The sequence below is a fragment of the Hydrogenophaga sp. genome (assembly GCF_041913525.1).
Taxonomy (GTDB): domain Bacteria; phylum Pseudomonadota; class Gammaproteobacteria; order Burkholderiales; family Burkholderiaceae_C; genus Hydrogenophaga.
Genome location: NZ_JAYSFD010000002.1, coordinates 167,983 through 179,264 on the forward strand (window position 1 = coordinate 167,983; position 11,282 = coordinate 179,264).

At 65.7% G+C, this 11,282-nt stretch carries 11 protein-coding genes; all 11 read left to right on the forward strand.

Going from position 1 to position 11,282, the window contains the following annotated elements; genetic code table 11:
• The first annotated feature begins 62 nt into the window (after positions 1 to 62).
• Positions 63 to 938, forward strand: coding sequence for a diaminopimelate epimerase (gene dapF / locus ACE3RQ_RS03635; RefSeq protein WP_374520019.1), 876 nt, complete (start codon positions 63 to 65; stop codon positions 936 to 938).
• Positions 939 to 950: 12 nt separating this feature from the next.
• Entirely contained in the window at positions 951 to 1,649 is a 699-nt protein-coding gene (locus ACE3RQ_RS03640) for a DUF484 family protein (protein WP_374520021.1), read from the forward strand.
• A complete protein-coding gene (locus tag ACE3RQ_RS03645; RefSeq protein WP_374520023.1) occupies positions 1,646 to 2,602 on the forward strand; it encodes a tyrosine recombinase XerC in 957 nt (318 codons plus the stop codon). The genes ACE3RQ_RS03640 and ACE3RQ_RS03645 overlap by 4 nt, the downstream gene beginning before the upstream one ends.
• Before the next feature lie 49 nt (positions 2,603 to 2,651).
• Positions 2,652 to 3,086 (forward strand): DsrE family protein, encoded by a 435-nt coding sequence (locus ACE3RQ_RS03650; RefSeq protein WP_374520025.1) that lies wholly within the window; start codon positions 2,652 to 2,654, stop codon positions 3,084 to 3,086.
• A gap of 36 nt (positions 3,087 to 3,122) precedes the next feature.
• A complete protein-coding gene (locus ACE3RQ_RS03655) occupies positions 3,123 to 4,307 on the forward strand; it encodes a class I SAM-dependent rRNA methyltransferase (protein WP_374520027.1) in 1,185 nt (394 codons plus the stop codon).
• A gap of 75 nt (positions 4,308 to 4,382) precedes the next feature.
• Complete coding sequence (locus tag ACE3RQ_RS03660; RefSeq protein WP_374520029.1) at positions 4,383 to 5,459, forward strand: GTP-binding protein; 1,077 nt, start codon at positions 4,383 to 4,385, stop codon at positions 5,457 to 5,459.
• A 291-nt stretch (positions 5,460 to 5,750) separates the two neighbouring features.
• On the forward strand, positions 5,751 to 6,770 hold the full coding sequence (gene dksA / locus ACE3RQ_RS03665; protein ID WP_374520031.1) for an RNA polymerase-binding protein DksA: 1,020 nt from the start codon (positions 5,751 to 5,753) through the stop codon (positions 6,768 to 6,770).
• A gap of 32 nt (positions 6,771 to 6,802) precedes the next feature.
• Positions 6,803 to 8,599 carry an STAS domain-containing protein gene (locus tag ACE3RQ_RS03670; protein WP_374520033.1) on the forward strand — a complete coding sequence of 599 codons (1,797 nt, stop codon included), beginning with the start codon at positions 6,803 to 6,805 and terminating at the stop codon, positions 8,597 to 8,599.
• A 92-nt stretch (positions 8,600 to 8,691) separates the two neighbouring features.
• Positions 8,692 to 9,240 (forward strand): ATP-dependent protease subunit HslV, encoded by a 549-nt coding sequence (hslV, locus tag ACE3RQ_RS03675; protein ID WP_374520034.1) that lies wholly within the window; start codon positions 8,692 to 8,694, stop codon positions 9,238 to 9,240.
• A gap of 7 nt (positions 9,241 to 9,247) precedes the next feature.
• On the forward strand, positions 9,248 to 10,576 hold the full coding sequence (gene hslU, locus ACE3RQ_RS03680; protein ID WP_374520036.1) for an ATP-dependent protease ATPase subunit HslU: 1,329 nt from the start codon (positions 9,248 to 9,250) through the stop codon (positions 10,574 to 10,576).
• A gap of 273 nt (positions 10,577 to 10,849) precedes the next feature.
• Positions 10,850 to 11,275, forward strand: a complete 426-nt coding sequence (gene mraZ / locus ACE3RQ_RS03685; RefSeq protein WP_374520038.1) for a division/cell wall cluster transcriptional repressor MraZ — start codon at positions 10,850 to 10,852, stop codon at positions 11,273 to 11,275.
• Positions 11,276 to 11,282: the final 7 nt, after the last annotated feature.

Below are 11,282 nucleotides of genomic sequence, written 5' to 3' on the forward strand. Positions count from 1 at the left end.
TCACGTGCGGTGGCGTCTGCCGCGGTGCCGCAAGTCGGGCCGTGGGCCGATAATCCCGCCCTATGCGCATTCGATTCACCAAGATGCAGGGCGCGGGCAACGATTTCGTGGTGCTCGACGAAACCCAGGGCCGGCTGGGGTTGACCCCGGCCCAGTACCGTTTTCTGGCCGATCGCCACTTTGGCGTGGGCGCCGACCAGATCCTCACCGTGCGGCCCTCGCCCGCTGAGGGCCTTGACTTTGAATACGTGATCCACAACGCCGACGGCGGTGAGGTCGAGCACTGTGGCAACGGCGCGCGCTGCTTCGTGCGCTACGTGCACGACAAGGGCCTGAGCGAGCGCAACCCCCTGCGCGTGAAGGTGAAGAACGGCACCATCGAACTCCAGCGCCTGGCCGATGGCCGCGTCACCGTGGACATGGGCGCGCCGGTGTTCGACCACGCCCGTGTGCCTTTTGAGGCGCAAGGCCTTACGCCCGAGCGCCTGGGCCAGTTCGAGCGCTGGCCGCTCGCGCTGGACGGTGGCATCACCGTGCCCGTGGCCGTGGTTTCCATGGGCAACCCGCACGCCGTGCTGCGCGTGGACGACGTGGACACCGCCCCCGTGGCCCAGTGGGGCCCGCTGATCGAGGGGCACGCCCGTTTCCCGCGCCGCGTCAACGCTGGTTTTCTGCAAGTGGTCGATCGCGCCACCGTGAAGTTGCGCGTGTACGAGCGCGGCGCCGGCGAGACCCTGGCCTGCGGCACTGGCGCTTGCGCGGCGGTGGTGGCAGGCATTCGCCTGGGCTGGCTGGACGATCGGGTGGACGTGCACACCCGCGGCGGCTTGCTGACCATCGCCTGGACGCCCACGCCTTCGCTGGATCAGCCGGTCATGATGACCGGCCCCGCCACGCCCGTCTTCGAGGGCGAGATCGACCTGCCCGACCTGACCTGAGCCAAACACACCATGAACGAGCCCATTCCCCCGATCACCGAAGACGACATCGCCAACTACCTGCTCAACACGCCGAGCTTCTTCGAGCGCCACGCCGAGGTGTTGGCCGCCGTGCAGCTCACCAGCCCGCACGGGCAGCGCGCCGTGAGCCTGCAGGAGCGCCAGGCCGAAATGCTGCGCGAGAAGATTCGGGGGCTGGAGCTGAAGGCGGCCGAGATGATTCGCCACGGCCAGGAAAACACCGCCATTGCCGACAAGCTGCAGCGCTGGACCCGCGAACTGCTGCTCACCCGCGACGCCCGTGACCTGCCGCGCGTGGTGGCCGACCAGATCGAGCGCCAGTTCCTGGTGCCGCAGGTGGCGGTGCGGGTGTGGGGCGTGTCGCCCGAGTTCGCGGGTGAAGACTACGCCCAGGGCGTGAGCGAAGACGCGCAGGCCTTCACCTCGTCGCTCACCCAGCCTTACTGCGGCGGCAACCCCGGGCTGGAGGCCGCGCGCTGGCTGCCCGACCCGGCCGCTGCCGTGTCGCTGGCCCTCATTCCCCTTCGCCCGGGTCTGGCGCCCGACGCCTTCGGCATGTTGGTGCTGGCCTCTTCCGACCCGCAGCGCTTCGCCCCCGACATGGGCACCGACTTCCTGGAGCGCATCGGCCAGATCACCAGCGCGGCGTTTTCGCGCCTGCGCCCGGCCACGTCGGCGGCGGTGGCGTGACCCTCTCTCGCCACGACGACGCGGGGCTGGTGCAGGCCTATCTGGACCATGTGCGCGTCGAAAAGCGCCTGGCCGAGCGCACCGTGGCGCTTTACACCATCGACCTGAACCGCCTGCGCCAGCACGCGCAAGAGGCGGCGGTCGCCCTGGTGGACGTGCAGCCCACCCACCTGCGGCGCTGGGTGGCGCAAATGAACAGCCAGGGCCGCACCCCGCGTGGCATTGCGCTCATCCTCTCAGGCTGGCGCGGCTTCTACACCTGGCTGGTGCGCCAGGGCCTGATTGACCACCACCCGGTGCAAGACGTGCGCTCGCCCAAGGTGGGCAAGCCCCTGCCCAAGGCCTTGCCGGTGGACGAGGCCGTGCGCCTGGCCGAGCACCAGCAGGCCGATGACGACCCAGCGCTGGAGGCGCGCGACGCCTGCATCACCGAGCTGCTCTACGGCTGCGGGCTTCGCATTGGCGAACTGGTGGGCCTGGACGTGGCCGCTAGCGTCACCGCCCGCGGTTGGATCGACCGTGAGGCGGGCGAGGCCTTTGTGTTGGGCAAGGGCGCCAAGCGGCGCAGCGTGCCGGTGGGCCGTGCGGCCCTGGCCGCGCTCGACCGTTGGCTGTTGGCCCGCAGTGCCTGGGCTGGCAATGACCCGGCGCTTTTTATTGGTGATCGGGGCCAGCGCCTCACGCCCCAGCACATCCGAGTGCGCCTCAAGCGCCGCTCGCTCATGGCGGGGCTGGCCACGCCGGTGCACCCGCACATGCTGCGCCACTCTTTCGCCAGCCACGTGCTGCAATCCAGCGGCGACCTGCGGGCGGTGCAAGAGCTGCTGGGCCACGCCAACATCAGCACCACGCAGGTCTATACCCGGCTGGATTTCCAACACCTCGCGCAGGTTTACGATGCGGCCCACCCCCGGGCCCAAAGCCGCAAACCGCCGGGCCGCTCCCGCGGCTGAGCCGCAACCGTTTTCCGGTTCCCTTTTCCACCACTATCAGGAGATAAGCATGTTCAAAATTCTTGCCCGTTGGTCCGCATTGTTCGCCGTGGCCATGTGCTCGCTGGCCGCCCCGGCCCAGGCGCAAGAGGCCATCAAGGTCGTCTATCACATGAGCGAGGGCATCCCACAAGCCTCGCGCGCCATCAACAACATCCGCAACCACCTCAATGCCGACCCCACCGCCAAGATCGTGGTGGTCACCCACGGGCTGGGCATTGACTTCCTGCTCGACGGCGCCACCAACCAGATGGAGCAGCCCTTCGCTGGTGCCATTGGCGAGCTGGCCGCGCGCGGCGTGGAGTTTCGCGTGTGCAACAACACCCTGGTCTCGCGCAAGATCGACGCCTCCAAGGTGGCCATGGAAGCCAAGATCGTGCCCTCGGGCGTGGCCGAGGTGGCCCGCCTGCAAGCCCGCGAGGCTTTCGTTTACCTGCGGCCCTGAGGCCCAGGCCAGCCGGGGCCGACGACAATACCCGGCATGAAATCGATCCGACTCAAGCCCGGCAAAGACCGCTCCTTGCACCGCCGCCACCCCTGGGTGTTCGACGGTGCCATCGCCAAAGGCCGGGCCGATGCCGGCGAGACCGTGCGCGTGGAAGACGCCGAGGGCCAGTTCCTGGCCTGGGGCGCCTTCTCGCCCGACTCCCGCATCCGCGTGCGCGCCTGGAGCTTTGATGCGCAGCAGCGCATCGACGCCGCCTTCTTCCGCGCCACCTTGGCCCGCGCCATTGCCCTGCGCGAGCGCCTGGCCATTGCCAGCAACGGGGTGCGGCTGGTGCACGGTGAGTCCGATGGCCTGCCTGGCCTCATCGTGGACCGCTACGGCGACACCCTGGTGGCCCAGTTCGGTTCTTGTGGCGTGGAGCGCTGGAAAGACACCATCGCCGACGCGCTGATCGAGCTCACCGGCTGCCCGCGCCTGTACGAACGCTCGGACACCAGCAGCCGCGAACTGGAAGGCTTGCCCCAGGTCACCGGCTGGCTGCGCGGCGATGGCCCCACGGCCCTGGAGCTGCACGAGCATGGCTGGCGCCTGGGTCTGGACATTGCCCTGGGCCACAAGACCGGCTACTACCTGGACCAGCGCGACAGCCGCCTGGCTTGCCACGAGTACGTGCGCCGCCTGGGCCTGGGTGAGATGCTCAACTGCTTCAGCTACACCGGGGGCTTCACCGTGGCCGCGCTGGCCGGCGGTGCCAGCCATGTCACCTCGATAGATTCGTCGGGGCCCGCGCTGGAACAGGCAAGGGCCAACCTGGCGCTCAACGGCCTTGACCCGGCCCGTGCCACCTTCCTGGACGCCGACGTCAACGCCAGCCTGCGCCGCTTTCTGGCCGAGGGCCGCCAGTTCGATGCCATCGTGCTGGACCCGCCCAAGCTCGCCCCCACCGTGGCCCACGCCGAGCGGGCCGCGCGTGCTTACAAAGACCTCAACCGCCTGGGCCTGAAGCTGCTCAGGCCGGGTGGCGTGTTGCTCACCTTCTCTTGCTCGGGCGGCATTGGTGTGGAGCTGTTCCACAAGATCGTGGCCTCGGCCGGCCTGGACGCCGGCGTGGACGCGGCCATCTTGCAGCGCCTGGGCGGCGCGCCCGACCACCCCACCGACCTCACCTTCCCCGAAGGCGAATACCTCAAAGGCCTGGTGGTGATGCGCAAGCCTTGAGGGCTGCCTCAGGCCCCTGGCCTACACTGTCGCGCTTCGTTTTTTCGCCCCCTTTTCTATTACAGCGAGTTCGTCATGGCCCTGATTCCCGCCACCATCCTCACCGGCTTCCTTGGTTCAGGCAAAACCACGCTGCTCAAGCGCGTGCTCAGTGAGGCCCATGGCCAGAAGATCGCCGTGGTGGAAAACGAGTTCGGCGAAGAAAACATCGACAACGAGATCCTGGTGGCCGACACCCAGGAAAACATCATCCAGATGAGCAACGGCTGCATCTGCTGCACCATTCGCGACGACCTGCGCGCCACCTTGCAAGACCTGGCCCAGCGCCGGCGCAAAGGCGAACTGGACTTCGAGCGCGTGGTCATCGAGACCACCGGCCTGGCCGACCCCGGCCCGGTGGCGCAGACCTTCTTCATGGACGATGAGGTGGCCGAGCAGTACCTGCTGGACTCCATCCTCACCCTGGTGGACGCCAAACACGCGGCCCAGCAGCTCAACGATCGCCAGGAAGCCCGCCGCCAGGTGGGCTTTGCCGACCAGATCTTCATCAGCAAGTCCGATCTGGTCAGTGCCGAGGAACTTGACGCCCTGACCCACCGCCTCAAGCACATGAACCCCCGCGCCCCGATCCGTCCGGTGCATTTCGGCGAGGTGTCGCTCAAGGAGGTGTTCGATCTGCGCGGCTTCAACCTGAACGCCAAGCTCGACATTGACCCGGACTTCCTCAAGGTGGACGACCACGGTCATGACCACGACCACCACGGCCACGATCACCACCACCATGACCACGAGCATGGCGAGCACTGCAACCACCCGTCGCACCAGCACGGCCATGGCCACCACCACCACCACGATGACGACGTGAAAAGCTTCGTCTACCGGGCAGACCGGCCTTTCAGCCCCGAGAAGCTCGAAGACTTCCTGGGTGCCATCGTGCAGGTCTATGGCCCGCGCATGCTGCGCTACAAGGGCGTGCTCAACATGCAGGGCACCGAGCGCAAGGTGATTTTCCAGGGCGTGCACCAGCTCATGGGCAGCGACCTGGGGCCAGCCTGGGCCGAAGGCGAGCCGCGCGTGAGCAAGCTGGTGTTCATTGGCATCGACCTGCCACGCGACATCCTGGAACAAGGTTTGCAGCAAGCGCTGGTGTGAAGAACATCCCGAATCGGCGGCGTCTGTCTCGCTTCCCCAACGCCCGGTCTCCTGCCCGGGTGGATAGGGCAACCGTCTTAGCCTGTCGTGGCTACAATCGCGGCCCAAGTTGGCAGGCCCCCCAGGCAACGCCGGGCGTGTGCGCCCTGCCGCCAGAGGTGTCTCCAAAGGGAGGTATAACAGCGCCGTCGTCGGCTCGCACGCCCCAGGGCCGTCAGGTCTCGGGCAAGCACGACGCGACGGCACCTCCCCGCCGTTCCCGCTTCGTCATCCCCTGACAGGAGACCCGTTGTGAAAGCCCCGGCACCCACGGCAGCGAAATCTGGCAAGCCCATCCCCAAGGGGGCTTCAGCGCGCGCGTCGGCGGTGAAGACGTTGGCCTCCAAGACCGCCAAGGCAACCAAGGCCGCAGCGCCGGCCTCGGCCAAGGCGCCGGCAAAACCAGTGTCCAAGCCAGTGGCCAAGGCGCCCGCCAAGGTGGCGGCGCCCAAGACAGCGACCAAGGCCGTCGCCACCAAGGCGACCGCCAAAGCCGCACCGGCCAAGAAGGTGCCTGTCAAGGTGGCGCCGGCCAAGAAATCCGAGTCCAAGTCAGTGGCGCCCGCCAAGGTCGTCAAACCCACCGCCGGGAAGGCCACCAAGCCGCCCGTGTCCGTGGCCAAATCGGTGGCGCCTGCCGCGCCGCCGGTCATCGAGCCTACGCCCCGTCCCCTGGGCAAGCGGGCAGCGAAGAAGGTGATGATGGAACAAATGGCTCAGCCCGAGTCGGTTCCCACCCATGCGCCCGACGCCGCCAAGGCGACTTTTTCTCTCACGAACGAACCCGTAATGACTGCTCCCGTCCCGACCCCCGTCCAGAAAGACCCCAAGCGGGCCAACAACTGGAAGACCCTGCCGATCGATCAACTGACCGATCAGGATGTGCTGGCCATGCCGGAAGACCAGTACATGAACGACGTGCAGCTGGCGTACTTCCGCCTGAAGCTCAACCAGCTCAAGAGCGGCATCCTGGCCAATGCCGGCGAGACCACCGAGCACCTGCGCGAAGACACCGTGGTCGTGCCCGACCCCGCCGACCGCGCCACCATTGAAGAAGAGCACGCCCTGGAGCTGCGCACCCGCGACCGCGAGCGCAAGCTGCTCAAGAAGATCGAGCAGGCCATCGCCCGCATCGATTCCGGCGATTACGGTTATTGCGAAGAGACCGGTGAGCCCATCGGCGTGGGCCGTCTCATGGCCCGCCCCACCGCCAGCCTGTCGCTGGAGGCCCAGCAGCGCCGTGAACTCAAGCAGAAGATGTTTGGGGACTGAATTTCAGGCACCAGATCCCGATAACTGACAACATGGCCAAGGACGATTCCGGCGGCTTCCTGTCCAAAGTGGTGAAGTTCGTGCGGCATCCGACCACGAGCTGGGCCGATCTGGACACGCGCACCGCCGACCGCGAGAGCGAATACAGCAAGCAAGCGCTCAAGGAAATGATTGAGCGCAAGCGGCGCAACGATTTCGTGCGCAAGCGCGAGTTCGACATGCTGCGCAAGATTCGCAGCCGCGAGGCCAACCAGGGCGAGCCGCAGAGCATGCGTCCGTCTTTCTTCCAGAGCAGCCTGCAGTCCAAGCCCGACGACAGGGCCATGACGCTCAAGAAGATCGACGAGATCGAGGCGCAGATGTCCATGCAGTGGTGGAAGACCAAGAGCCCCGATTCATCGTCCAGCACTGGGTCTGGTCTCAACACTGGCGCTCAGGGGCTACGACCTAGGGCAGCCGGCATTGCCTCAGCCCAATTGAGCGCTGACTCGCGCCGAGCGCAGCCTCAGTACCAAATAACCGAGCCCTCAGGCTTGCCGGGTGGCGGCACGCCGGCTGGTCCTGGGGCGCCACGTAACTCGTGGTCCGCCACCCAGTCATCGGCAGCTTTTCCTGTGGTTTCCGCTGTACCGTCGCTGCAAAAGACGGGCTTGGTCGCACCCGTGAGTCGCCAACCGGCCGGTGGGGCATCGTCTTTTTCGGCGTCGCAGTTCCTCGCCATGGACGTGCAGGAATTTGTGCAGGACCCAGAGGTGGAAGAAGCGGCCATTCGATTCGCCAATGGTGACGATGCAGGCGCCGAGCAGGGATTGCTAGAGGTGCTGGGTGAGGGCGGGCTCAGGGTGGATCAGATCGAAGACTGGCTCGCCTTGTTCGACCTCTACCGCGCCACCGGGCAGTTGGCCCCTTTCGAGAGCCGTGCGGTCGATTTTGTGAACCGGTTCAATCGGTCTGCGCCTCAGTGGTACGACATGCCTCAGGCTGTGGCCAATTTGAAGGGGCGGGCAGCTGCGCCCGCGGGCGCGGGCTCCAATCGCGTGATCTGGGTGAGTGAGGTCGAACTGGATGCCCACGCCGTGGGCACTTTGCAGAATGTGCTGTCCCGTAGTGCCAATCCCTGGGTGATTGACTGGACGCCGCTGGAGAAGCTTGACCAGAAGGCGGCACGCGCGCTTTTGGGTTTGTTCACTCTTTGGGCAGACCAGCCCGTGCAGTTGCGCTTTCTGGGCGCCGGCATTCTGCGCGATCGTCTGAAGGAAATGACCGTGTCGGGCCGCCGCGACGTGGAGCAGGTCTGGTGGGACTTGCGCATGGCGGTATTGCGGCTCATGAATCGCATCGACGAGTTTGAACTGGTGGCCCTGGATTTCTGTGTGACTTACGAGCTGTCGCCTCCGGGGTGGGAAAAGCCACGCTGCCGCTTTGAGGCAATCGACCCTTGCAGCGACGATGGCGTGGGTCGCTCTCTATTGGGTGACGTGACCCTAGAGACAGTCTCCACGCTGTCGGGCGAATCGGGCTTCGACTCGCGCGTCTCCACGCTCAATCAGCTGGGCATGGTGGAACTGTCTGGCGAGGTGCGTGGCGATCCGCAAGACACGCTCAGTCACCTGGAACAGAAGCTGGCCGGCGCGGACGTGATGATCATCTCCTGCCGCAACCTCATTCGCGTGGATTTTTCGGCCGCCGGCACCCTGCTCAACTGGGTGTCCGGGCACCGGTCGGACGGCCGGGTGGTGCAGTTCGTGGACGTGAACCGGCTGGTGTCCGCCTTCTTCCACGTCATCGGCATCACCGAATACGCCAAGGTGGTCGTGCGCACCGACTGAGATAGGCCGCGGCCCGCGGCTTGTCACCATTGCTTTCATCTCTGTCGAGCACCGGTCTTGCGCCGGGCTCGAATCACCCTATCTTGGACCCCATGGAATCGTTTCACGGAACCACCATTGTTTGCGTGCGCCGCCAGACCCCTGCCGGCGTGCAAGTTGCCATCGGTGGCGATGGCCAGGTGACGCTGGGGCACATCGTCGTCAAGGGCACGGCGCGCAAGGTGCGCAAGCTCTATCACGACCGTGTGCTCGCTGGCTTCGCCGGCGCCACCGCCGACGCCTTCACCCTGTTCGAGCGCTTCGAGGCCAAGCTGGAAAAGCACCAGGGGCACTTGGCGCGGGCGGCCATCGAGCTGACCCGCGACTGGCGCACCGACCGTGTGCTGCGTCGCCTCGAGGCCATGCTGGCCGTGGCCGACAAGACCGCCAGCCTGATCATCACGGGCAACGGTGATGTGCTGGAGCCTGAGCATGGCATCGTGGCCATCGGGTCGGGTGGGGCGTATGCCCAATCGGCGGCCAAGGCCCTGATCGACCACACCGACCTCAGTGCCGAAGACGTGGTGCGCCGTTCGCTGGAAATCGCCGGCGAGCTGTGCATTTACACCAACATGAACCACACCATTGAAACCCTGGAGTGAGCCAGCCATGTCGTCCATGACGCCCCAGGAAATCGTCTCCGAACTCGACCGCTTCATCATCGGCCAGCAAGGCGCCAAGCGTGCCGTGGCCATTGCACTGCGCAACCGCTGGCGCCGCCAGCAGGTGGACGAGAAGCTGCGCCCCGAGATCACGCCCAAGAACATCCTGATGATTGGCCCGACCGGCGTAGGCAAGACCGAGATCGCCCGCCGCCTGGCCAAGTTGGCCGATGCGCCCTTCATCAAGGTGGAGGCCACCAAGTTCACCGAGGTGGGCTATGTGGGCAAGGACGTGGACAGCATCATCCGCGACCTGGCCGAGGTGGCGGTGAAGCAGACCCGCGAGACTGAGATGCGCAAGCAGCGCGCCCGCGCCGAAGACGCGGCCGAAGACCGCATTCTGGACATCCTGATTCCACCGCCGCGTTCGGTGGGCTTCGAGCCCACGCCGCCGGCCGACGGCACGGCGCGTCAGGCGTTTCGCAAGAAGCTGCGCGAAGGCCAGCTCGATGACCGCGAGATCGAGATCGAAGTGGCCGAGCCGCGCCCGGCCATGGAGGTGATGGGCCCCGCCGGCATGGAAGAGATGGCCGAGCAGTTGCGCGGCATGTTCAGCCAGCTAGGGGCGGGGCGCAAGCAGGTGCGCAAGCTCAAGATCGCCGAGGCCATGAAGGTGCTGATCGACGAGGAAGCGGCCAAGCTCGTCAACGAAGAAGAGATCAAGGCGCGTGCGCTGCACAACGCCGAGCAGAACGGCATCGTGTTCATCGACGAGATCGATAAGGTGACCAGCCGCAGCGACGGCGGCACGGCCGAGGTGTCGCGCCAAGGCGTGCAGCGCGACCTGCTGCCATTGGTGGAGGGCACGGCGGTGTCCACCAAGTACGGCGTCATCAAGACCGACCACATTCTGTTCATCGCCAGTGGTGCATTCCACCTGGCCAAGCCCAGCGACCTGATTCCCGAGCTGCAAGGGCGCTTCCCGATTCGGGTGGAGTTGCAGTCGCTGTCGGTGGACGACTTTGAGGCCATCCTCACCCAGACCCATGCCTCGTTGGTGCGCCAGTACCAGGCCTTGCTGGCCACCGAAGGCGTCACGCTGGAGTTCACGCCCGAGGGCATTCGCCAGTTGGCGCAGATCGCCTTTGACGTGAACGAGCGCACCGAGAACATCGGCGCGCGCCGTCTGGCCACCGTGATGGAGCATTTGCTTGACGAGGTGAGCTTTGATGCCGCCCGCTTGCAAGGGCAGACCGTCACCGTGGACGGTGCCTATGTGGATTCGCGCCTCACGGCCCTGAGCCGCAACGAAGACCTGTCGCGCTACATCCTCTGATTCCCGTTGGGCCGCTTTGCCGGCTGTCGGAACGATCGCGCCCCTGGCCGCACGGCCAGGGGCGTTTTGTTTTCAACCATCACTTGCAGAGCGCTTTGTAAGTGCTTGCTTTGTATGTGAATTTTGGGTCTCTCTTGTCTCCAAAAGATGCTCTAAGTGGTTGATTTCATTGAAAAAAAGTGTTGTACCCCTGAAGGGGAACAGGGTTTTCCTGCTACAGTGGAAAAAAGTGCAATTAAGTGGTGAAAAGTGTTTTCAAGGGGCTGATTCAACGTGTTTCAGGGCGCGTCATCGCTGAGTCTGGATGCCAAGGGTCGGCTGTCTGTGCCGACCCGGCACCGTGACGCCCTGGGCGCGGCTGGCGCGCAGCTCACCATCACCAAGCACCCGCACGGCTGCCTCATGGTGTTTCCCCGAGCGGCCTGGGAAGAGTTCCGCGACCGCATCGCCGCTCTGCCCATGCAGGCCCAGTGGTGGAAGCGCATCTTTCTGGGCAACGCGATGGACGTGGAAATGGACGCGTCGGGTCGCGTGCTGGTCTCGCCCGAGCTGCGGGCAGCTGCCGGCATCAGCAAAGACGCCGTGCTGCTGGGCATGGGCGCGTACTTCGAACTGTGGGACGCCAAGGTGTACGCCGAGCAGGAGGCCGAGGCCATGAAGGCCGAGATGCCCGATGTCTTCAAGGACTTTTCTTTCTGAGGGCGGC

Excerpts from the sequence above, each read along its gene's own strand:
- ACE3RQ_RS03655 (WP_374520027.1), top strand. The coding sequence starts at position 3,123 with ATGAAATCGATCCGACTCAAGCCCGGCAAAGACCGCTCCTTGCACCGC.
- ACE3RQ_RS03640 (WP_374520021.1), top strand. The coding sequence starts at position 951 with ATGAACGAGCCCATTCCCCCGATCACCGAAGACGACATCGCCAACTAC.
- ACE3RQ_RS03650 (WP_374520025.1), top strand. The coding sequence starts at position 2,652 with ATGTTCAAAATTCTTGCCCGTTGGTCCGCATTGTTCGCCGTGGCCATG.
- ACE3RQ_RS03660 (WP_374520029.1), top strand. The coding sequence starts at position 4,383 with ATGGCCCTGATTCCCGCCACCATCCTCACCGGCTTCCTTGGTTCAGGC.
- hslV (WP_374520034.1), top strand. The coding sequence starts at position 8,692 with ATGGAATCGTTTCACGGAACCACCATTGTTTGCGTGCGCCGCCAGACC.
- ACE3RQ_RS03670 (WP_374520033.1), top strand. The coding sequence starts at position 6,803 with ATGGCCAAGGACGATTCCGGCGGCTTCCTGTCCAAAGTGGTGAAGTTC.
- dapF (WP_374520019.1), top strand. The coding sequence starts at position 63 with ATGCGCATTCGATTCACCAAGATGCAGGGCGCGGGCAACGATTTCGTG.
- hslU (WP_374520036.1), top strand. The coding sequence starts at position 9,248 with ATGTCGTCCATGACGCCCCAGGAAATCGTCTCCGAACTCGACCGCTTC.